Origin of the sequence: Streptococcus parasanguinis, assembly GCF_001069785.1 — a bacterium.
In the GTDB taxonomy this organism is placed as follows: domain Bacteria; phylum Bacillota; class Bacilli; order Lactobacillales; family Streptococcaceae; genus Streptococcus; species Streptococcus parasanguinis_T.
This window is the reverse complement of the sequence record NZ_JVSR01000051.1, coordinates 64,519-85,207: the sequence shown is the minus strand read 5'-3', so window position 1 is coordinate 85,207 and position 20,689 is coordinate 64,519. Positions and strand designations below refer to the sequence as shown.

At 39.8% G+C, this 20,689-nt stretch carries 30 protein-coding genes and 1 other RNA gene; 6 read left to right on the top strand and 25 right to left on the bottom strand.

The features are described from left to right. Positions 1-2: 2 nt before the first annotated feature. The 11 genes from ssb to ADG03_RS11675 all read right to left on the bottom strand — a co-directional run bounded on the left by ssb (position 3) and on the right by ADG03_RS11675 (position 5,489). Positions 3-413 (bottom strand): single-stranded DNA-binding protein, encoded by a 411-nt coding sequence (gene ssb, locus ADG03_RS03865; RefSeq protein WP_049472209.1) that lies wholly within the window; start codon positions 411-413, stop codon positions 3-5. Positions 414-415: 2 nt separating this feature from the next. Then, on the bottom strand, positions 416-700 hold the full coding sequence (locus ADG03_RS03860) for a hypothetical protein (protein WP_049472208.1): 285 nt from the start codon (positions 698-700) through the stop codon (positions 416-418). Next, positions 690-1,091 (bottom strand): hypothetical protein, encoded by a 402-nt coding sequence (locus ADG03_RS03855; RefSeq protein WP_049472207.1) that lies wholly within the window; start codon positions 1,089-1,091, stop codon positions 690-692. Before ADG03_RS03855 ends, ADG03_RS03860 begins: the two co-directional genes overlap by 11 nt. A gap of 5 nt (positions 1,092-1,096) precedes the next feature. Then, a complete protein-coding gene (locus ADG03_RS03850) occupies positions 1,097-1,378 on the bottom strand; it encodes a DUF3310 domain-containing protein (RefSeq protein WP_049472206.1) in 282 nt (93 codons plus the stop codon). Next, positions 1,375-1,869 (bottom strand): MazG-like family protein, encoded by a 495-nt coding sequence (locus ADG03_RS03845; protein WP_049472205.1) that lies wholly within the window; start codon positions 1,867-1,869, stop codon positions 1,375-1,377. The genes ADG03_RS03850 and ADG03_RS03845 overlap by 4 nt, the downstream gene beginning before the upstream one ends. Further along, the gene (locus ADG03_RS03840; RefSeq protein ID WP_049472202.1) at positions 1,869-2,678 is read right to left on the bottom strand and encodes an ATP-binding protein; all 810 of its coding nucleotides are present in this window, start codon (positions 2,676-2,678) and stop codon (positions 1,869-1,871) included. The genes ADG03_RS03845 and ADG03_RS03840 overlap by 1 nt, the downstream gene beginning before the upstream one ends. Next, a complete protein-coding gene (locus ADG03_RS11045; RefSeq protein ID WP_053090701.1) occupies positions 2,678-3,433 on the bottom strand; it encodes a conserved phage C-terminal domain-containing protein in 756 nt (251 codons plus the stop codon). The genes ADG03_RS03840 and ADG03_RS11045 overlap by 1 nt, the downstream gene beginning before the upstream one ends. 3 nt (positions 3,434-3,436) lie before the next feature. Next, positions 3,437-4,762 carry a replicative DNA helicase gene (gene dnaB / locus ADG03_RS03830; protein WP_049472200.1) on the bottom strand — a complete coding sequence of 442 codons (1,326 nt, stop codon included), beginning with the start codon at positions 4,760-4,762 and terminating at the stop codon, positions 3,437-3,439. A gap of 10 nt (positions 4,763-4,772) precedes the next feature. Further along, positions 4,773-4,949 carry a hypothetical protein gene (locus ADG03_RS11680; protein ID WP_157915963.1) on the bottom strand — a complete coding sequence of 59 codons (177 nt, stop codon included), beginning with the start codon at positions 4,947-4,949 and terminating at the stop codon, positions 4,773-4,775. 91 nt (positions 4,950-5,040) lie between these two features. Continuing rightward, positions 5,041-5,319, bottom strand: coding sequence for a hypothetical protein (locus tag ADG03_RS03825; protein WP_049472199.1), 279 nt, complete (start codon positions 5,317-5,319; stop codon positions 5,041-5,043). A gap of 14 nt (positions 5,320-5,333) precedes the next feature. After that, positions 5,334-5,489 (bottom strand): hypothetical protein, encoded by a 156-nt coding sequence (locus ADG03_RS11675; protein WP_160312932.1) that lies wholly within the window; start codon positions 5,487-5,489, stop codon positions 5,334-5,336. A 120-nt stretch (positions 5,490-5,609) separates the two neighbouring features. On the opposite strand from ADG03_RS11675, the gene ADG03_RS03820 reads away from it, so the two are divergent. Next, the gene (locus tag ADG03_RS03820) at positions 5,610-5,882 is read left to right on the top strand and encodes a hypothetical protein (protein WP_049472197.1); all 273 of its coding nucleotides are present in this window, start codon (positions 5,610-5,612) and stop codon (positions 5,880-5,882) included. 107 nt (positions 5,883-5,989) lie between these two features. Here the strand turns inward: ADG03_RS03820 and ADG03_RS03815 are convergent, their stop codons facing one another. Genes ADG03_RS03815 through ADG03_RS03800 form a run of 4 tightly spaced genes read right to left on the bottom strand, consistent with a single transcriptional unit; the run spans position 5,990 to position 7,804 of the window. Further along, positions 5,990-6,250: a hypothetical protein gene (locus ADG03_RS03815; protein ID WP_049472196.1), complete on the bottom strand. Its 261-nt coding sequence runs from the start codon at positions 6,248-6,250 to the stop codon at positions 5,990-5,992. Between the two features lie 10 nt (positions 6,251-6,260). After that, positions 6,261-6,686 carry an ORF6C domain-containing protein gene (locus ADG03_RS03810; RefSeq protein WP_049472194.1) on the bottom strand — a complete coding sequence of 142 codons (426 nt, stop codon included), beginning with the start codon at positions 6,684-6,686 and terminating at the stop codon, positions 6,261-6,263. Then, a complete protein-coding gene (locus tag ADG03_RS03805) occupies positions 6,683-7,591 on the bottom strand; it encodes a DUF3102 domain-containing protein (protein ID WP_049472193.1) in 909 nt (302 codons plus the stop codon). Before ADG03_RS03805 ends, ADG03_RS03810 begins: the two co-directional genes overlap by 4 nt. A 3-nt stretch (positions 7,592-7,594) precedes the next feature. Next, the gene (locus ADG03_RS03800; RefSeq protein WP_049472187.1) at positions 7,595-7,804 is read right to left on the bottom strand and encodes a helix-turn-helix domain-containing protein; all 210 of its coding nucleotides are present in this window, start codon (positions 7,802-7,804) and stop codon (positions 7,595-7,597) included. A 300-nt stretch (positions 7,805-8,104) separates the two neighbouring features. Between ADG03_RS03800 and ADG03_RS03795 the strand changes: the two genes are divergently transcribed. The 3 genes from ADG03_RS03795 (at position 8,105) to ADG03_RS03785 (ending at position 10,055) form a co-directional block, all read left to right on the top strand. Continuing rightward, positions 8,105-8,452, top strand: a complete 348-nt coding sequence (locus ADG03_RS03795; RefSeq protein ID WP_049472185.1) for a helix-turn-helix domain-containing protein — start codon at positions 8,105-8,107, stop codon at positions 8,450-8,452. Positions 8,453-8,462: 10 nt separating this feature from the next. Then, positions 8,463-8,843 carry an ImmA/IrrE family metallo-endopeptidase gene (locus ADG03_RS03790; RefSeq protein ID WP_049472183.1) on the top strand — a complete coding sequence of 127 codons (381 nt, stop codon included), beginning with the start codon at positions 8,463-8,465 and terminating at the stop codon, positions 8,841-8,843. A gap of 126 nt (positions 8,844-8,969) precedes the next feature. Further along, positions 8,970-10,055, top strand: a complete 1,086-nt coding sequence (locus ADG03_RS03785; RefSeq protein WP_049472182.1) for a tyrosine-type recombinase/integrase — start codon at positions 8,970-8,972, stop codon at positions 10,053-10,055. Between the two features lie 152 nt (positions 10,056-10,207). Here ADG03_RS03785 and ssrA read toward each other — a convergent pair. The 6 genes from ssrA to dnaG form a co-directional block, all read right to left on the bottom strand. Then, positions 10,208-10,556: a transfer-messenger RNA gene (ssrA, locus tag ADG03_RS11075) on the bottom strand. A gap of 103 nt (positions 10,557-10,659) precedes the next feature. After that, positions 10,660-11,454, bottom strand: a complete 795-nt coding sequence (locus ADG03_RS03780; RefSeq protein ID WP_049472180.1) for a hypothetical protein — start codon at positions 11,452-11,454, stop codon at positions 10,660-10,662. Positions 11,455-11,463: 9 nt separating this feature from the next. Then, positions 11,464-12,171 (bottom strand): ABC transporter ATP-binding protein, encoded by a 708-nt coding sequence (locus tag ADG03_RS03775; RefSeq protein ID WP_049472179.1) that lies wholly within the window; start codon positions 12,169-12,171, stop codon positions 11,464-11,466. A 171-nt stretch (positions 12,172-12,342) separates the two neighbouring features. After that, entirely contained in the window at positions 12,343-12,672 is a 330-nt protein-coding gene (locus ADG03_RS03770; protein WP_004220168.1) for a metal-sulfur cluster assembly factor, read from the bottom strand. A gap of 268 nt (positions 12,673-12,940) precedes the next feature. After that, the gene (gene rpoD / locus ADG03_RS03765) at positions 12,941-14,050 is read right to left on the bottom strand and encodes an RNA polymerase sigma factor RpoD (protein WP_003003251.1); all 1,110 of its coding nucleotides are present in this window, start codon (positions 14,048-14,050) and stop codon (positions 12,941-12,943) included. Positions 14,051-14,052: 2 nt separating this feature from the next. Then, positions 14,053-15,831: a DNA primase gene (gene dnaG / locus ADG03_RS03760; protein WP_049472177.1), complete on the bottom strand. Its 1,779-nt coding sequence runs from the start codon at positions 15,829-15,831 to the stop codon at positions 14,053-14,055. Between the two features lie 219 nt (positions 15,832-16,050). Here dnaG and mscL point away from each other — a divergent pair, with 219 nt between their 5' ends. Next, positions 16,051-16,431, top strand: a complete 381-nt coding sequence (gene mscL / locus ADG03_RS03755) for a large conductance mechanosensitive channel protein MscL (RefSeq protein WP_049472175.1) — start codon at positions 16,051-16,053, stop codon at positions 16,429-16,431. Between the two features lie 101 nt (positions 16,432-16,532). Here mscL and rpsU read toward each other — a convergent pair whose 3' ends face one another. Continuing rightward, positions 16,533-16,709, bottom strand: coding sequence for a 30S ribosomal protein S21 (rpsU, locus tag ADG03_RS03750; protein ID WP_000048054.1), 177 nt, complete (start codon positions 16,707-16,709; stop codon positions 16,533-16,535). Positions 16,710-16,888: 179 nt separating this feature from the next. On the opposite strand from rpsU, the gene ADG03_RS03745 reads away from it, so the two are divergent. Continuing rightward, the gene (locus tag ADG03_RS03745) at positions 16,889-17,857 is read left to right on the top strand and encodes an NAD(P)/FAD-dependent oxidoreductase (protein ID WP_049472173.1); all 969 of its coding nucleotides are present in this window, start codon (positions 16,889-16,891) and stop codon (positions 17,855-17,857) included. Positions 17,858-17,879: 22 nt separating this feature from the next. Here the strand turns inward: ADG03_RS03745 and whiA are convergent, their stop codons facing one another. Genes whiA through rapZ form a run of 3 tightly spaced genes read right to left on the bottom strand, consistent with a single transcriptional unit; the run spans position 17,880 to position 20,658 of the window. After that, complete coding sequence (gene whiA, locus ADG03_RS03740) at positions 17,880-18,797, bottom strand: DNA-binding protein WhiA (RefSeq protein WP_049472171.1); 918 nt, start codon at positions 18,795-18,797, stop codon at positions 17,880-17,882. Next, positions 18,794-19,771: a YvcK family protein gene (locus ADG03_RS03735; protein WP_049472170.1), complete on the bottom strand. Its 978-nt coding sequence runs from the start codon at positions 19,769-19,771 to the stop codon at positions 18,794-18,796. The genes whiA and ADG03_RS03735 overlap by 4 nt, the downstream gene beginning before the upstream one ends. Continuing rightward, positions 19,768-20,658 carry an RNase adapter RapZ gene (gene rapZ, locus ADG03_RS03730; RefSeq protein WP_009732574.1) on the bottom strand — a complete coding sequence of 297 codons (891 nt, stop codon included), beginning with the start codon at positions 20,656-20,658 and terminating at the stop codon, positions 19,768-19,770. The genes ADG03_RS03735 and rapZ overlap by 4 nt, the downstream gene beginning before the upstream one ends. Positions 20,659-20,689 lie beyond the last annotated feature (31 nt).

The window sequence follows — 20,689 nt, the reverse complement described above, 5'->3', positions numbered from 1 at the left end:
TTTCAGAATGGTAAATCACTTTCATCAATGTCCATCGGATTTGTGTAGTTAGGTGGCATCTGTTCAGCCATACTGTTCTGGTTGGCAGTGTTATCACGTTTTTCCAAAACTTGGAAATTTTCTGCGACAACTTCAGTCACATATACACGTTTCCCGTCATTTCCTTCATAGCTTCGAGTCTGGATTCTTCCTGTAATTCCAACCAACATTCCTTTTTTGGTCCAATTACAAAATCTTTCCGCTTGCTCTCTCCACATCACACAGTTGATGAAATCTGCATCATATTCACCACTTGCATTTTTGAAATTTCGATTGCATGCGACATTAAATTGAGCTGTTGCGATATTGCTTGGTGTGTATCGCAGTTCTGCATCTCTGGTTAACCGACCAATAATGGTCACGTTGTTGATCATTGCTATCCTCCTACATTATTCATTTCGGCAGCTTCCTTAACTGCTTCTGCTTTCTTTCGTTCCTGAACTTGGTACTCCCGATTTAATTTATTTAGAATTACCTCTTGTGCAGTGTTTTGTTCAGCAAGGCGCTGAATACTTAATTCATGCTCCTGAATGGTCCACTGCATATCTTTAATTTTATTTTCCTGATCAACCAATCTAGAGTTGAGATTGATAGCAATCACTAATGTAATTCCTGCCAATAAAACCAAGTTGATGATTAGCCAGTCGATTTTACGTTTCATCTTCAATTACCCTTTCTAATTTTAGATGTCCTGCATTTCGTCCCTGCTCGTTTAAGTGGATGTAATATTTGAGTAATGCACTATCTTTCCCAGTAATTCTGCTCAATTCTTTTAAAGTCCCTGTGCAGATATATTTATCACGATCATATAGCTTATAATCGGCAAGAATTTCCGGATCACCCATCAAAGTTTTTTCTTCAATCCCGAAATACTCGCACAATTCTTGTACATGATTTGGACTGATATCGTCTTTCGTGATCCATTCTTGTATCGTCTGTTCACCACGATAAAGATTTCTAGAGAGTTCTTTGCGAGTTTGACCTTTTCCCAGAATCAACAATTGTAATTGCTGACGAAAGTGATCCATTTGATTTTTCGTATAATGTCTCATAACTTTCACTCCTGCTTAACAATCGCTGTCTTTTCGAGATCTTCACGCTTCAGATCTGCGATGAGCCAGTCTAAGTACTTCTTTGCCTTGTTTAGATCTTCCAATCCGTTTTTCTTTTGATAACGACAAAGATACTTGATGACATTTCCCCAATAAAATCCCCGGACTTCTTTTGGTCCTCCAGCAAAATTGCGAATAATGTCAATTGATTCAAGACCATATTGCCCACAGTAGTGATTAGGTTTATTTACTTTGTCAAAACCATTGTTTAAAATTTCTTCTGTCATTTTAGTCGCTCCTCCTTAATCCAAACACCATCTACTAATTTCCCTGTTCGATCCTTGATTTCCTCATAGGCAATGTTCAAACAGTCGACAAAATCATGATGTAGCAATGCTGAAATTCGCATCAATTCATAAACAACATTTTTTAGTTGGTATGATTGTCGATTGAAATAAGCTGCCAATGATTGGTCCATCATCAAGACAAAATAGTCTTCCGACTTTGCTGCATTGGAAAATACGAATGTATTATTTTCTGGGAAAATTTCTTCCGTCTCGATTCCTAATTGCAATGTCAAACCGATCAACACTACGGTGATGTCTCCAATGCTGTCTTTCGTAACGGCTTCATCATTTTCTGCTAGTCCTCGTGACAATTCACCGATTTCCTCATACAATTTCAAAAATTGCTTGTTTGGATCTTGCGTTTGCAAATTCCGGTCATAAAACCAGCGCTGAACTTTTGAGATTAAATCTTTTAATTGTTTGTTTTCCATCAATATCTCCTACTTTCTGTATCCTCTGGAAATTTAAAAATATGTTTGCTTGCGCCCTTGAAGATCCGGTCAGCAAGGGCTTTGTTGTAAATTGTTTTAATATCGTTGCTCGATAAGTTTGTGTTAAAAAATGTTGTTTGACGATTGTCCAGGATTTTAAACAGTACTCGTTGTCTCCATTCGTTTGCTTCCTTGAGGTTCCCACTCATACTGCTCTCTTTCCCTAGATCATCAAAGAAAAGAAAATCAACGTTGCTCAGTAGATTTACAGCATAACTTTCTGTGAAGTCTCCTCTACCATTGAAGCTTTCTTCAATTTTTGAAAAGAGCGTAGAAGTCGAAATGAATAGCACACTCTTTGGTTGCTTGCATTCTTTAAATTTTTCATTTAATGCTTTAGCTATTCCAATGGATAGATGGCTTTTGCCAACTCCTGGAGGACCGCTCAAGATTACATTTCCTGTTTCAAATTTTAGGAAGTCTCGCAATATTCTTTTTGAAAAATTCAAAGCTCGCTCACACAACTTATTTCCAGCATCGTAATTATCAAGTGTTTTATCTTCCAATTCCTTGGAATAGATGCTCTCACGATCAAATACTTTGTATGTATTCGCTAGAATTGACTGGATAGTTGCTTCTTGCTTTAAGTGTTCCTGCAATTCATTGATTCCTTCTTTTTCGCATTCCGGACAAATGTCAAGTGATTTCTGGGATCCATCAATCATGACTTTTGCATTGATCATCTTGGAGCCATGCTTGTTGCAAATTTTAGGTTCGCTGGTAGAATCTACTGTATAATCCTGATACATTAAAATCCCAACCTTTCATCTTGTTGCTGAGTTGATGCACCCGAAGGCATCTTTTGATTTAAGTACTTTTCAAACTTAGTTGCATTAAACAATGTGTCTGGAGTTAAATACTTGGACATTTTGGAGTCATTCTTCCATTCAAGGCTTTTTACATCAATAACATGCTTAAAGTCATCTATTGAGTAATTCTCACTTAAACGACCATTTATTAGTCTTTGAGTTGATTTACTAGTATGTTTAAAATGAGATCCTGTTTTGTCATTTAGATATTTGATAATTTCATCATAGACATCAGATTGAGCTTTTTGCTCTATATCTATATCTATATCTATATCTATATCTCCGTTGCCTTCTGTTGCATCGGTGTTGCATTGCAACGCTTTTTGATTCTCTCGATGCTTGCGAGACCTACGGGTACTTGCTGTTTCACTCCCTACCATTTCTGGAACTTGTTCAAGATTAAACTGATAATTGTCTGATGTAGTCAATAATTTCTTTTTTGTTAAAAACATCAGTGTCAATCTGATTGCTTCTGGATCTTCGTCTATCAATAGAGAAAGTTCTTCTGCTAGATCTTCTGCTAGACCCTCGAAATATAACTTCCCTTGCTCTGCTAGACTTGCCAGCATCATTTTTAGGTAGATGATTGTGATTTCTTCTCCCCCAGGAAGCTTTCTCATGAGCTTCATTTCTTTGGAATTAAAGAAGTCATCTTTTAGTTGTAACCAGTAATATCTACGATTCTCAGTTACCATTCATCAGGCCTCCTTATTTGAAAATTTCGCATATTCCTTGTGAAAGAATAGTTTGACTGTTCCTAAACTGCCATGTCTATTTTTCTCAAGGATCAATTCTGTAACATTATCAGGTTCTTCCTGCTCCTCACGATTGTAGTAAGCTTCTCGATAGAGAAATGCTACTATGTCAGCATCTTGCTCGATCGAACCAGACTCTCTTAAATCTGAGAGCACGGGCCTTTTGTCATTTCGTTGCTCAACCCCACGAGATAGCTGACTCAATGCAATTACTGGAACTTTCAATTCCTTTGCTAATATCTTCAACTGTCTGGATATTTCAGACACTTCCTGTTGCCGATTTTCTCGACCTCTACCAGTGATTAGCTGAAGATAATCAATTACAATCAATCCAAGTCCGCCAGTCTCTTGAGACAATCGCTTGGCTCTGGATCGAATCTCAGCGATTTGAATTCCTGCTGTATCGTCAATATAGATCTTTCCTTTTGCAAGTTGCTCTTGTGCCAGGATCATCCTGCGCCATTCGCTTTCAGAGAGGTTCCCTGTTCTGACATGGTACGATGGAATCAAGCCTTCTGCTGAGAGCATGCGCTCTACAAGGCTTTCTGCTCCCATTTCAAGAGAGAAGATTGCTACTGGTTTCCCGGCTCTTATTGCCACATTTTGGGCAATATTTAGAGCGAAAGCTGTTTTTCCCATCGCTGGCCGTGCTGCAAGAATAATCAGGTTGTCAGTGTGTAGACCAGTCGTGATATTGTCAAAATCTGTAAAACCTGTTGGTGTTCCTGTTACATCACCAACACGTTGTGAGCGCTCGTCAATAATTGACTGCGTGGAATCAATGACATCAATAATTGGACGGAAGCCAGTCTGCTTGTCATTTGCTATGTTTGACAAAGCTTGTTCAGTCTGGACAAGTATGTCATTTAGATCTGATTGACCATCATATACGTTAGCTATCGTTTGATTGAGATCTTCAATAACCTTTCGTGCTTTCGCTTTTTTGGCTACAACCTTGGCATAATGCTCAATGTGAGCACTGGTTGGTACAGCATTGATGAGACTTGCTAAAAATGCCATCCCACCGATTCGATCAAATTCGCCTATCGAGTCAAGCGCTGATTTAACTGATACGGGGTCAATTGGTTCGCCCTTGTCTGCAAGACCTTCCATGATTTCAAAGACGATGCCATGTGATAGTTTGTAAAAACTTTCTTTTGTGAGGTATTCAGAAGCAATGAGGATCTTATCTGGATCGACAAATACTGATCCGATTACTGCTTGTTCAGCAAGGAGATCGTGAGGCAGGATTGTGTTATTTTCTGCCATAAACCAGCTCCTATCTACGATATCCGAAACGCATTGCTTCTCGTGCTTCTTGAATACGTTGTTGTTCAGCGATCATCTTTTTTAGTTCTCGTTTTGATTCCTTGCATCGCTCACTAATTGAGCTGATGATAATCATTTGAAATAGGACCACAATAATTAATACTCCGACTAAAATTTCTGCTAACATGTTAATTCCTCCAATATTCTTTTATAAAAATAATTTCTGTGTTATAATTAGTTTATAGTTCTTTCAAAGTGCCTTTCTCAAGGCGCTTTTTTTATTTTTGTAAGCTTCGACAGAATCGCTGAACATCTTCCAAATTGTAGAGATACTTCCCGCCCTTTCCGGACTGTTGAAATTGAAATTTCCCTTGGTCTCTCCATTCTTCTAGTTTAGTTCTACCCCATCCGGTCGCTTCCTGTAGCTGTTTGATCGGCACCCATGTAATATTTCTGCTTGATCTACGCTTAGCTTCTTCCATAGCTTTGATGTTGATTGAAACCAGCTCTTCAAAGAGTTTATCTTTAAATTCAGTTCCAAATAGTTCTAGGACCATTTTTTTAATCCTTTCTATTCTTTATTTTTCTTTTGTTCTATAGCTCTTAAAATTACTTCATGAGCTATATCTTTTGTGAGCTTTTGTAACTTAATCAAAGCTTCACTATAAGTTTCTGATTGTTCAATTAGCAAGTCAGATAACTTTATAATTTCATCTTCAAAATCCATCTCAAGACCGATGACCTTTCTATATTATTGTGTTAACTTACTACTGACAAAAAACGATTAAATAAGACCTCTTACTCCTTATGAAAATCGTCTGTCAATTTTTATGAAAGGAGGGAATCTATGAATTACATTAATGAAATGTTGCCTAATGAAGTAAGTTTCTTGCCATATCGTTTTTCAACCTCAGATGTAGACAGTGTTGATCCATCATCTAAATCTGTTTTGAAATTTGCTACAACAGTAGATAACGAGAGATTTATTGATTTCTTGTCAGTACATGAAAATGGTTTAGTTCTATTAGTTAAAAGTGAAGACAATGAAGTTTGGTCTAATAGAAAACCAATTTCCAATACTGTTGATGGTAAACTTGTAATTACTTTTGAAAGTGAATAATCGAATCACTAAGTTTTACAGAAGTTTTCCCATCTTTTGAACTAAGGACTTGTTTTTTAACAAGTTCTTTTTTTAATTTAATTTTCATTTATTTCTCCTTATACAATTTATTTAAGTAGAGTATTAGGAAATGATTGCTTAATTGATATCTCTTTAGGATGCTCCCGACCATTAATATAGTCGATTTGGATCAGAGTTTCAGGTACTTCGTCCTTGCTTGTCTCCCAAACAATGTTTATTCCTTGTAAACCGATATCTTCAGCTTGAAAATCAACTCCATTTAAAATAACGTGAGGTATGCTAGAATCACTGCTGATCTTAATTTCTAGATTTTCGATATGCAATGTCTTTTTTAAAGGTTCGCTCATTTATTTCTCCTCACCCCACCAAACTCATCTGACCGTTGCGGGCTTTGATTTCTAGCTTGGTATTTGCTGATGGTTCCCAGCTTCCCCAATAGTCAAACGCTTGTTCTTCATCTTTACGTTTCAGCAAGTCATAGCGTGGAATGCGGAAGTATTCCTTGAAGTCTTTGGCAGCCTGTGAGAATACCGATTGTGCAAATTTCCGATCTTTGTATGCTTGACTATCTTTACCACTCAGTAATTCGACAACTTTTTGTTTTCGCATTTTTTCAAGTGCCAAACAAATTGACGGATTCACTGGTTGTTCATTTTTCAAATAATCTACATCGGCTGATAGAACGGATTGTCCTTCTTTCAGCTTTTTAAGTTCCTGCAATGCGTGGATCATCACATCTTCTGTAGTTAAGTCATTGCTGACTTTTGCAATTTCGTTTGTCATTCAAATTCTCCTTCTAAAATGTTGCTTTCTTTGCGGATATCGTTCAGGTCGTTGAAGAAACGAAGCCCTCGACTGATAAAACTATCAAATTCATTTCGGATTATCCCGTCTGCTTTTAGGACTTTCTCCTCATCTGCATAAATCAGCCCTCCCATGCTTGCTAAAAAATCGTTCCCTTTTTGCAATAGGCTTGTGATATTCTTGTAAGCTGAGATTTGCTTCTGAACATTATTGAGTTGTCCTTGCGATTCTTCAATCGCTCGTGTCAATTCATCGTACTGAGAAGATTTCTTATCGACCTCTTCACGCTGGGCCAGTGTGTCAGCAAGTTGCTTTTCGATAAATTCGGAGCGTTCTTCCATGGCTTTGACCGTTTTGGAGAGTTCCTTATTCTTTTCTAGCAATTGCTTGTTTAGGTCCTGTGTGGCTTTGTAATCATCCGGGATGACTTCCTTGATAGTTTCCTTGACTTCGACCTTGGAAGATTTGATTTTCTCGTTTTCAGCCTGTAGACGCTTGTTTGCAAGCTTGCTGAGGTTGAGTTTCTTCTTGACTTCCTTCAGTTCTCGTACCGTAGGATTGTCGCCATCTTCGATGCGTTGGATCTGCTCCTCTTTCTCTTCTTCTGGAAGAGTTGCGATCAGATGAAGTGCTGTAGTCCCTAAATGTTGCAACGTTGCAACATTTGGAAGTTCCTCTGCAACTTTCATCATTCTATGAGCTTCTGTTCGCTCAATGTTCATCTTTGCCAGCCATTCCAAAAACTGACCATGTGCCAAATCATTTTCCTTCACATGGTTCAATCGTCTGCCGATTTCCCAAATGGATTGCCCGGCTATTTGTTTGTGGTGACTGATTTCTAGTTCTATCTGAGACAGATTGTTCGATAAACTAATTTCGTTCATTTCCTACTCCTCAAATTTCTCCCATGACTCGTTGATTCGCAATTTTTTGTTAATACGAAGCTTCAAGTCATCACTACCTTTTCCATCTTTAAAAAGTTGTGTGATAGCTGATGGACTAACACCCACAACAATGGCCAAGTCCGTCTGTGACCATCCACGTTTGTCAATTCGATCTTTTACAAGCTCGATCCACTTGCGATGCTGTTGGCTCATGTTTTTCCTCCTTTATTTTTTTAATAGAGTTAAAGAGTTAGTAAATTATTTTAAAAATGCTTGACAACTTTCACCCAAAAGGTTAAAATGTAGGCATAGTTAAAAACTTGATAAAACCTTACATCTATCAATTATCTTGCTCGCCAAAGCTATTTATTTTTAGATAAGTTTTAACTTCGTTTTTTACTAACTCATTAACTTACAAAAACTATTTTACACCCAATTAGGTGTCTTGTCAACAGTTTTACACCTAAAAAGTTGAAATATTTTTTGTTATGCTTCTGAAAGGTTGAATTAACAATGTTTCCGACATACGAAAAAATTAAAGAACTTGCCGATAAAAGGGGAATTTCTCTCACGAAACTAGAAGAGGATTTAGGTTACAGCAGAAATACACTCTATAAGTTGAAATCTCAAAAACCTAACGCTGAGAGAATATCGGAAATCGCTGACTACTTCAACGTGTCCACCGACTACCTATTGGGACGCACTGATAATCCAAAAATTACTACAGGCGGTGATGCTTCTGCACCGCTTGACCTTCGAGACATTGCTGCGCAATCTATGTTGTTCGATGGTAAACCACTTACTGAAGAAGATATTGATTTTATTACAGCGGTCTTGGAGGCACACTTAAAAAATAAATAGAGGTGCACTTATGACTGTAAGAGAGCTTTGCGCCCAAGAGGGTGTAAACCTATGTTACTTTGACGGAAGTGATTGGCATAGTCCTGGTTTCTTTAATCCTACTTTGAACATTTTAGCGTTAGATATTAATTTATCAGTTGAAGATCAAAAGCAAGTTGCTTTGCATGAATTGGGTCACAAAGAGCATACTCCTGCTCAATATGAGCTAAATAGAGAATACTGCGAACTGCAGGCTGATAGGAGTATGATCCACCACTTGCTGGAAGAAGAATTACAATTAATGGAAGATGTCAGAGATTTTAATTACGTAAAATTTATGGAAAAGTACAAATTAAAGACCATTGCTGATGAAACAATGGTCAAAGACGAATATAATTCACTAATTAGTTAGAATAAAACAAAAAACTCCCCACACTCGCCTTCGCCAAAAATTGAGTGTGAGGAATGCTGTATAAGAAAAGCCATTAAAAAGGGCACTTTCTTATACTCATTTTATCAAGAAATGAGGTGAAACGCAATGGAAATCAAATCTTACAAAAAGAAAAATGGCGATACAGCGTATAAGTTTAGGATCTATGTCGGTAAAGAAAATGGAAAGGACAAGTATGTAAAGCGTCAGGGGTTTCAGACAAAAGCCAAAGCAAGAGCAGCACTTCTCCAACTTCAAACTGATCTTGAAAATAGCGAGGAAATCACTGTCGAGGAAATCACTGTCGAGGAAGTCGCTGAAAAATGGCTCAAAGAATATGCTGACACAGTACAGGATAGCACCTATATCAAGACAGAACGGAATATAAAAAATCATATCTATCCGACTTTAGGAGATAAGAAGATTTCTACTCTAACTCCTCTGCAACTTCAGGAACAAGTCAATGACTGGTCCAAAAAACTTGTTTACGGACGTAAAATGAAGGGCCTGATGAACAATATTTGTAAGTATGCTATTAGGCATGGCTACATCTCAACAAATCCGGTTGAAAGTGTAACAACGCTTGTCAGAAAACAAGTAGATACAGATAGCGATTTTTACGACAAGAACGAGCTAAAATCTTTTCTTGAATTAGTAGATAAAACCGATGACCTAAGAAAGAAAGTCCTCTTCCGTCTTCTAGCCTTCACAGGAGCCCGAAAAGGGGAGGCTTTAGCCCTCAAATGGGAAGACTGGACCAATAACACTCTGAGCATAAATAAAGCCATTACGAGAGGATTTGACGGGGAATCTGTCGGTCCTACAAAAAACAAAAGTAGCAACCGATTGATCAGCTTGGACGAAAGGACAAGTGAACTACTCACAGAGTGGAGAGAAATGAATCCTACTACTACTTTTATCTTTGAAAATGAATTTGGAAAACCAATACCAGGAACACTACCACGGAAATGGCTACAACAAATTGTCAAAGATTCGGATGTGCGTCCGATTAGGATCCACGGCTTCCGACATACACATGCCAGTCTATGCTTCGAAGCTGGAATGACACTCAAACAGGTCCAGTATAGACTTGGACACTCAGATTTAAAAACAACCATGAACATCTATACGCACATCACCAAAGAGGCCAAGGATGACATTGGTGAGAAATTTGCAAACTATATTGATTTTTAGACAAATAACATAAAGACAGACCCTTTGGATAAAAAAGGGTCTGTTTTTGGGTCTGCCAGTTTCAAAAAGGTTCAAAAAGGAATATAAAGTATAAAACAAAAAACGTTGTTTTTACAACGTTTTAGAAAGTTTTAGAAAGCTTTAGAAACTATAGATGGAGCCGGTGGGAGTCGAACCCACGTCCAAACACCTGCCAGCATATTTGTCTACAACCATAGGTTATGTCTTCTTTTAACAGCTACATGACACATAACTCAAGCCCTGTACCTGCGAGTCTATCAATCTCTTATCTAACTCCTAGACCAAGCTAGATCGTATCTCGCTATAATTAAGACCTGTCATCAAACACGAGCGATTCGAATCGGGTCACGCCTGCTGGTGTTTAGGCAGCTAAAGCGTAAGAATTATTATTTTTTGCAGTTATATTTAACTGGCGTTTTACATCCGCTAGATGAGTTGCAAAATATGCCTCATAATGCCTGTCGAATCCGTAACGACCCCAAAACGAATACAATTAGTATATCAAAATGTAGCCAAAAATGCAAAAGAAAAAAATTGAACAAGAAGGCTTCCATCGGGAAGCTCCTTGCTCAATTTACTGTTATTATTGAAGATTCAACTTGTACTTGCTGATATAGTGAATGGTGAAGTACATAGAAACAATCTTGATGACTTCATAGATAAGACCTGGAATGAAGTTAGGTCCAAATTCATCAATATTTCCATAAACCAATGCAGACCCAACAGCATATGAATCTTTTAATGGATTGACTGCTGTACCGATGATACTTAAAACAATGCACAAGAGAAAGAAAAACAGAATAGCCTTAAATCCACGACGATTTTGGAAGAGTTGGCCAAGTGCGATCGATACATAAAATAGGAAGATCCCTGAAGCTGTGGTAAAAATCCACCAAACGATAATCCAATAAGCAATAGAATGACTAAAAGCCTCAGCGATAATACTAAATACAGGAGAGATGTCTTGTCCAATGACAGCACCCATCACAAGTATTGTGATGAAACCACTAAAAAATAGAAGGAATAGGCAGTAAAGACTCGCTACTAAAGCTCCCACAAATTTAGACAAAATGATCGCATGAGGGCTAGCTGGAAGGGTCCAAGTCAAGTAACCTTCACGTCCGTATAAGTTGGAATAGAAACGACGGATAATAATATAGTAGTTACTAAGATAAAGACCAATGACTCCTCCAAAAATGAGAATCCCAAGAGTCCCCGTTATAATTTGCATACTATTGGTTTCCATATCCACAAAACCATTTGTAGCACTTCCACCAATAACACCTGTAATCACTGACAAACCTAGTGCGATCAGGGTGATCAATAAATACCACTTAGCTGTCGATTTAAATTCATATTTTAATAATTTACCAAACATGGGTTCCTCCTAATAAACACGGAATTGATCACGGAAGATCTCATCGATTGATTTTCCGTGTTGATTGCGCATAACAGTCGTATTTTCATGCAAGAGGATTCTTCCTTGGTTGATGAAAATGGCCTCATCCAAAACTTGCTCAATATCAGCAATCAAGTGAGTAGAAATCAAGACAGAAGAGTTTGGACGTCTGTTTTGAATAATGGTCCGCAAAATATAATCACGCGCCGCTGGGTCAACCCCACCGATTGGTTCATCAAGAACATACAAGTCAGCTTCACGGCTCATCACCAAAATCAATTGCACTTTTTCCTTGTTCCCTTTTGAAAGGCTGTTCAATTTTTGATTTGGATGCAAATGCAAATCGTTGAGCAATTGGTAAGCTCGTTGGACATTAAAATCTGCATAAAAATCTTGGAAATAGTTAATAGCATCAATAATTTTCATATTTTCATTCAGATAAGTTGTATCTGGCAAATAGGAAACCACTTTTTTAGAAGCTGGGGATGGTAATTGCCCATGAATATAGATATTTCCAAGGCTTGGTTGCAACAAACCATTAATCAATTTAATGATGGTTGTTTTCCCACTACCATTGGGACCCAAAAGGCCAATAATACGGCCAGGTTGGATGTTCAAACTAACATCCATGAGAGCAACTTCATGCCCATAATTCTTTGTCACATGGTCCAAGTAGACCAAAGGATACTGATTCATGTAAATCTCCTTTATTTTCTATTTATGCTATTATACCTTGTCCCCTTGATGATTGCAACTCTATCTGAAAATTTGCTAAGAATTTGTAAATGCTTGTTCAAAAAAAATGGGATAAACAAATCAGAGGTTAGGGGAGCCCCAACCTCTGATTTGTTTTGATACATAGAGTGTTTAACTAATTCCAAGTGCGATCCGTGCATAACGGCTCATCTTTTCAACCGTCCAAGCAGGGTACCAGACCAACTTCACATCCACAGATGTCACTTCTTCTACTTCTGCTAAAACATCATGAATCTGATCTGTCAGAAGGTCCGCTAATGGACACCCCATGGTCGTTAAGGTCATATCAATGATGGTTGCTCCAGTTTCACCGTCAAAATGGATCTCGTAGACAAGACCTAAATTGACAATGTCAATCCCAAGCTCAGGATCGATTACCTCTTCCAAAGCATTTAAGATTTTATTTTTAATTTCTTCAATTTGCTCAGTTGTATATGCCATATGACTTCCTTTTTCTGCTATTTACTCTCGATAGAATTTCTGGGCTCGGGTTAAAAAGGTCCCCCGGACCTGGGTCGCTTCTTCATTTCTAGGCGACCGTTAAAAAGGTCCGCCAGACCTTCCTCGCTTCCGAATTTTTCGGCTCGGGTTAAAAATGTCCACTGGACCTGGGTCGCTTTTTGATTTCTTGGCGACCGTTAAAAAGGTCCCCCGGACCTGGCCACTCTTTGGTTTTTGGGTGGCCGTTAAAAATGTCCACTGGACATTTTTAATCCTCTATAAAGTCACGCAATGGTTTGCTTCTGCTTGGGTGGCGGAGTTTGCGGAGGGCTTTGGCTTCGATCTGACGGATCCGTTCACGGGTCACGTTGAAGACTTTCCCCACATCTTCCAAAGTCCGCATTTTTCCATCATCGAGACCAAAACGAAGACGCAAAACATTTTCTTCCCGGTCTGTCAGGGTATCAAGGACTTCATCCAATTGTTCTCGTAGAACCACACGAGTGGTGTAGTCTACTGGATTTTCAATCACTTCGTCTTCGATGAAATCTCCCAAATGGCTATCGTCTTCTTCCCCGATTGGAGTTTCAAGAGAAACAGGCTCTTGCGCAATCTTCAAGATTTCACGCACCTTGTCTGGTGTCATATCCATACGTTCAGCGATTTGTTCAGGTGTTGGGTCTTGTCCCAATTCTTGCAAGAGATTGCGTTGTTCACGAACCAACTTGTTAATGGTTTCCACCATGTGAACAGGAATCCGAATGGTACGCGCTTGGTCTGCAATAGCACGAGTGATAGCCTGACGGATCCACCAAGTGGCATAAGTAGAAAACTTGAACCCTTTGGTGTAGTCAAACTTATCAACCGCCTTCATCAAGCCCATGTTTCCTTCTTGGATCAAATCCAAAAATTGCATTCCACGACCAACGTAACGTTTCGCAATGGATACAACCAAACGAAGGTTGGCTTCTGCTAGACGTTGTTTGGCTTCTAAATCACCTTGTTCCACCAAGATAGCCAATTCTTGTTCTTCTTCATTGGTCAAAAGAGGAACAACCCCAATTTCTTTCAAGTACATCCGTACCGGGTCATTGACCTTAGCAGAGTTGCTTCCAAGCAATTCCTCATCTGACAACTCTGGCTCTTCCTCATTGTTCAACACACGCGCACTTGGGTTGCCGTCTTTATCAGTGATCGAAATCCCTGCATCTTGAATGCGTTGCAAAAGATCTTCAATCCCATCTGCATCTAGCGTGAATGGAATAACCAATTGGTCATTAATTTCATCATCTGTTGCAGTTCCGCTTTTCTTGTGGCTGCGAATAAATTCTGCAATTTGAACGTCCAATGTTGTAATATCTTTTTGTTCTTTAGCCATTCTTACTCCATTCTTCTTTTTTGAGCGATTAAACGCTCGAGTTCCAATAAAGCTTTTTCCGCATCCCCTGTTGAGGAAGCTTCCTTCACTTTATTTCCAATTTGTTGACTTTCTTTGCGAAGAAGCTCACGATTCCGTGTCGCTTCTACTTCTTCTAACTCACCATCTGCTATCTCTTCTGGCAAATCTTCTTCTAACATGCGGTACCAGGCATGCTGGACCCCTTCAGGCTGCTCGGATAGATCCTGAGAGGTGACTTCTCCATTTTGACAGAGCAATTGATACAAGATCTGTAACTCCGGCGTGTCAAAGGCAAAATCAGGTCGCAACCGGTAATCATTGAGGACCATTGGAAAATCCTTCATCCTACTTAATAAATGATTTTCCGCCTTGATCAAGCGCGTCATCCCACGATTCGGCAAGAGCTCCACTGAAAAATACGATGTTTTAGATCGTCCACCACTTTGAACCTCCTGCCGTTGTTGCAAACGACTATTATTGACAATCTGCTCAATCTGCAAGTAATCAAAGTCCGGCAATAAATCGGCCAACTTATAAATATAGGTGTTTTGCGCTGTAATAGAACGCGTCTGGGCGATCATCGGTGCCAACTTTTCGACAAACTCAATTTGCGACTGCAAGTTCTCAATATACTGGGGTTTCCAGTAGTGCATCAAGAATTCAACCTTACTGATCCGAGAATTCTTCAAGAGGGTAGCTAGATCTTCTGGGGACGTCTTTTTGAGGTACTCATCAGGATCCATCTGATCTGGGATACGGACGATCTCCAACTCCAGATCCTGCAAGACATCCAAGGCCTTAGCTGTTGCTTCAAGCCCTGCCTTATCTCCATCATAGGTCAAGATAACCTTTTTAGTAAAATGAGACAGGTGCTGGACATGCTCTGGTGTCAAGGCTGTCCCCATAGAGGCGACCGCATTTTCTATCCCAGCTCGATAAGCTGCAATGACATCCATAAAACCTTCCATGATATACATTTCATATTGCTTTTTGGCGCTCGTCTTGGCTTGATCCAAATGATAGAGTTCATAGCTTTTATTAAACAATCGCGTACTGCGACTATTCTTGTACTTGGCTTGATGACTGCCATCCTCCGTCATTTTCCACAACCTACCAGAAAAGGCAATGACACGTCCACTATCATCCGTCAAGGGAAACATGATCCGATCCTGAAAGGCATCAAAAACCGTTCCAGCATCTGAGATTGTAAACAAACCTGAATCGGTAATCACTTTCTCAGAGAATTTCTCAGAGAGATTTCGATAGAGATAATTTCCTTCTGCTGGTGCTAAGCCCAATTGAAAATGTCGGATGACCTCATCCGTCAGACCACGTTCATGCAGATAGTTTCTCGCTTCTTCCCCCATCTTAGTCGTCATCAAAATCGCCTGATAAAACTTACTAGCTTCCTGATGAATCTCATAAAGTTCTTGGTTTGGATTGATAGACGTTGGTTGAGCCGGCCTTGCTTGGTACTGAAGCGCAATGCCAGCTTTTTCTGCTACGATCTGGACCGCATCCATAAAGGCGACTCCACGGTAGTCCTCAATAAACTTAAAGACATCTCCAGAGCGACCACATCCGAAGCAATGGTAAAACTGCTTGTCTTCAACAACATTAAAGGAAGGAGTCTTTTCGCCATGAAAAGGACAGAGGCCTAAAAAATTACGGCCAGCCTTGGTCAAAGAAACAACTTCTCCAATGACTTCAACAATGTTTACACTGTTTTTAATTTCTGCAATCAGCTCTTTATCAACCATAAACAGTGCCTCCATTTTACCATAGATTATCACTTTATATTTTATACTAAAAGTTAGTAAAAGTAAATTTTTTCCTACCGATTTCACACATAAAAGAAAAGATTTTCAACCTTTATCACTAATTTTAAAAAAAATTGGGCATATTTCTTGTCAGTCGCATATTTTTCCGTTATACTATCATAGTAAAAAATTATTATGAAAGGACATATTATATAGGATATGTTAAAAGAATTGAAAGCTTTCCTCCTTCGTGGAAACGTTGTTGACCTTGCTGTTGCAGTGATTATCGGGGCTGCATTTGGTGCCATCGTGACATCACTTGTTAACGATGTCATCACACCACTTATTTTGAACCCAGCTTTGAAAGCTGCTGGTGTTGATAAAATTGCTGAATTGTCATGGAACGGTGTTGCTTACGGTAGCTTCTTGAGCGCAGTAATCAACTTCATCGTCATTGGAACTGTTCTCTTCTTTATCGTTAAAGCTGCTGAAAAAGCACAAAACCTTGGTAAAAAAGAAGAAGCTGTCGAAGAAGCAGCTCCTGCTCCTACTCAAGAAGAGTTGCTTACTGAAATCCGCGACTTGCTTGCAAACAAATAATCAGATAAAAAGATCCGATCTTCTAGTTAGAAGGTCGGTTTTTTTGTCTTTGATGGATGAGAAAAAACAAAAAACAGACCGAAGTCTGTTTCTGTATTCAATTAGAATTTTTTACGTTTACGAGCTGCTTCTGATTTACGTTTACGTTTTACAGAAGGTTTTTCATAGAATTCACGTTTGCGTGTTTCTTGAAGAGTACCAGCTTTAGTAACCGCACGTTTGAAACGACGAAGAGCATCGTCAAGAGATTCATTCTTACGTACTACTGTTTTTGACATATTTTTCACTCCCTTCAAGCCTAAAATCTTAATTATTTTATCACACTTTAAAGATGCTGTCAAGATCTTTTGAAACTTTTCTAGCCTTCCTAGCCTTCATGCCATTTCTTTTTTCCGACTTTTTCATTCTTCCTATTTTATGATACAATGGAAACATAGAAAACCCTGAAGGAGATACCATGTCAGAAATTTATGATATTACGATTGTTGGGGGCGGACCAGTTGGTCTGTTTGCTGCTTTTTATGGCAATATGCGCCAAGTTAAAGTCAAACTGATTGATTCCTTACCTCAACTTGGAGGGCAACCAGCCATTCTCTATCCAGAAAAAAATATCCTCGATGTACCCGGTTTTACCAATTTAACAGGTGAAGAATTAAGCGACCGCTTGATCGAGCAAGTCAAACGATTCGATACACCGATCTTCCTCAATGAAACTGTAGAGGATATTCAAAAAGAAGGTGACCTCTTCACCATCACTACTTCTCGCCAAGTGCATCAGTCTAAAGCCGTCATCATTGCCATGGGTGGCGGTGCCTTTAAACCACGTGCTCTTGATATCGAGGGGGCTGAAGACTTCGATAATGTCCACTACCATGTTTCAAATATCCAGCAATATGAAGGACAGCAAGTGACCGTCCTTGGTGGTGGGGACTCTGCTGTGGACTGGGCTCTTGCTTTTGACAAGATTGCTCCAACTACAATCATTCACCGTCGGGACAACTTCCGTGCCTTGGAACATAGCGTTGAAGAACTCAAACAATCTTCTGTCAGCATCAAAACACCATTTGTTCCTAGCCGCTTGATTGGCGAAAATGGTCATGCCACTCATCTTGAAATCACAAAAGTTAAATCCGATGAAACCGAACTTATCCCGATTGATCACTTATTTGTCAACTATGGCTTTAAATCTTCTATCGGAAACTTGAAAGAATGGGGTGTAGAATTGCAACGCCATAAAATCAAGGTGAACCAAAAACAAGAAACCAGCCTTCCTGGAATTTATGCCTGTGGAGACTGCTGCTTCTACGAAGGAAAGATTGATCTCATCGCTACAGGTCTTGGGGAAGCTCCAACAGCCGTAAACAATGCCATCAACTACATCTATCCAGATAAGAAAGTCCAACCAACGCACTCAACTAGTTTATAATAAAAAAGGCCTTTGGCCTTTTTTATTTGTCTAAATCGTCTGCGATCTTATTGATCTTACGCAAGCGGTGATTGACACCGCTTTTTGAAATAGGTTGTTGCAAGCTATCTGCGATCTGCTGGATGGAATAATCTGGATGGTTCATCCGGATATAGGCAACTTCTTGCAGATCACTTGGTAAACTTCCTAGACCGATTGTATCCACAATTTTACTAATATTATTAATGGTTTTCATACTGGCTGTGACTGTGCGCTGGATATTGGCCATTTCGGCATTATTGGCCCGATTGAGGTCATTGCGCGTCTCTCTCATGACCTTGATGGACTCAAATTCCTGCATGGCTTGCATGGCCTCTACCACAATTAGAAAATCAATAATATCTTCCGCTCGTTGCAGATAGGTCACCACTCCTTTTTTCCGCTCGATGGTTTTCGCATCTAGTAAAAATCCTTGCATGAGAAGGGCAATTCCTTCCGCGTGGTCTGTATAAACAGAATGAATTTCCAACTGGTACTTCCCTTTTTCAGGATCCTTGATGGAACCACTCGACAGAAAAGCCCCCCGAAGATAAGCACGACTGGCTACTTCATCTTCTAAAACACTGGCATCAATGCCTGTCTCAATCCCAAAAAAGGCATCTGCCAAATGCAAGTCAGCAAGAATCTCTTCCACCTTCTCATCCAAGAATACTGTGTAAACACGATTTTTTTTCAAATTGGTTTTTTGGTGGTGGCGAATATCCGATTTGGCCTCATAAAAATGATGCAACAATTCATAGATATGGCGAGCGATCTTGGCATTTTCTGTTGTCACCGAGAGCGTCAAGCCCCCCATTGAAATCCCCAGACTTCCAGACATCTTGATAATGGCAGCCAATTCACTCTTTTCAAATCGCTTGAGAGACAATAATTCTTCTTTGACACGAACCGTAAAACTCATTTTCTCACCTGCACGATCTGCATCAGCTCTTCGACTACTTTTTCGCCATCATGAAAGGCTCCTCCATTGACCAGCTTCAAGAAATCAGAAGAAATCACTTGGGGAACTTGCGAGTGCAGCCCCTTGAAATCGTGCTCTACCTGCACCAAGTATTCATCAAATTTATTACTGTTCATGTAAGCTGCGGGAACCTGATTGATATTGACAAGGACAGTATCGATGAACTTCTCTCCCAAATGTTTATGAAGAACGGCAACGTGGTCACTGTCTGTGAAATGCTCGGTTTCACCTCTTTGGGTCATGATGTTACAAACATAGGCTACCTGAGCCTTGGTTTCAAGGATGGCTTTCCCAATCTCATCGATCATCAAATTAGGAAGGATCGAGGTAAAAAGCGAACCAGGACCCAAGACAACCATATCACTTTCAAGAATAGCTTCCACCACTTTCTTACTAGCTTTTGGGCGCTCTTGATCAAAGGTATTGGTCACATAAACATGATCAATCATGCCGGTGTATTTGGCAATGTGGCTTTCTCCTACCACTTCTTTTCCATCTTGAAAAACGGCATGAAGGGTCAAGGGACTGTCACTGGAAGGATAGATCTTGCCGGTCGTATGAAAGAATTTGGTTAACAACTGCATGGCATTATAGGTCGAGCCTTGCATCTCTGAAATCCCTGCAATGATCAAGTTTCCCAAAGGGTGTCCGGCCAAAGGGCCATCATCGTCTGCAAAGCGGTATTGAAAGACCTTCTCATAAAAACGAGGCATATCTGACATGGCAACCAGCACATTTCGAAGATCTCCAGGTGGTGTCAATTTTTGGATGTTCTTCCGCAATTCACCTGAACTCCCGCCATCATCTGCAACGGTTACGATGGCAGTAATATCGACCGGTTTCTTTCTCAGACTATCGAGGATAACAGAAATCCCTGTTCCTCCTCCAATAACGGTTACTTTAGGTTTTCTCATGAGCGATTCACCGTTTCTTTCCGTCTGTCCTTATCTCTATGACTGCAATTGACCTGCCAATTTTTTTCTAAATCATGCGCTAAGCGCTCTGCAAAGGCTACTGAACGGTGTTGCCCACCGGTACATCCCATAGCAATGGTGAGAACGGATTTACCCTCCCGTTTATAAGACGGTAAAATAGGAACGATCAAGTCATGGAGGTGACGATAAAAGTCCTCTGATTCAGGGTGATCCATGACGTAATCATAGACAGCTGGATCTTGACCGGTTAAATTCCGAAGTTCCAATTTGTAGTAGGGATTTGGAAGGAAACGCACGTCAAAGACAAGGTCAGCATCGATCGGAAGGCCATATTTAAACCCAAATGACATGACCTCAACCCGAAAATCTGGCTGATTATCTTGACTGGCAAATTGTTCTGCGATCGTTTTTCTCAAATTACGAGGTGTCAACTCAGTCGTATCCACTACATTTTGACTGATATTTTTTAAAGGGGACAAGAGTTCGCGCTCTAGGGTAATCCCATCTAAGACACGGCCATCTGCCGCTAATGGATGGCTACGACGGGTTTCCTTGTATCGTGCTACCAACTCACTGTCAGTGGCATCCAAGAACAAGACTTTGAAATCCAGGTCTTCTTGATTGTCCAATTCATCCAAAATGGTGCGAATTTCATTGAAAAAAGAACGGCTCCGCATGTCCACAACAACGGCTAATTTATTGTTATCTGGGCTGTGGCGCATGAGCTCAATAAATTTCAGCAAGAGCGCCGGTGGCATATTATCGATGGTAAAGTAACCCAAATCCTCAAACGATTGGATGGCAACGGTCTTACCCGCACCGCTCATCCCTGTTACCATGACCAGTTGAATCTTACTTTCTGTCATTTTCTCCTCCCATAAATAAAACAGAGTGGCC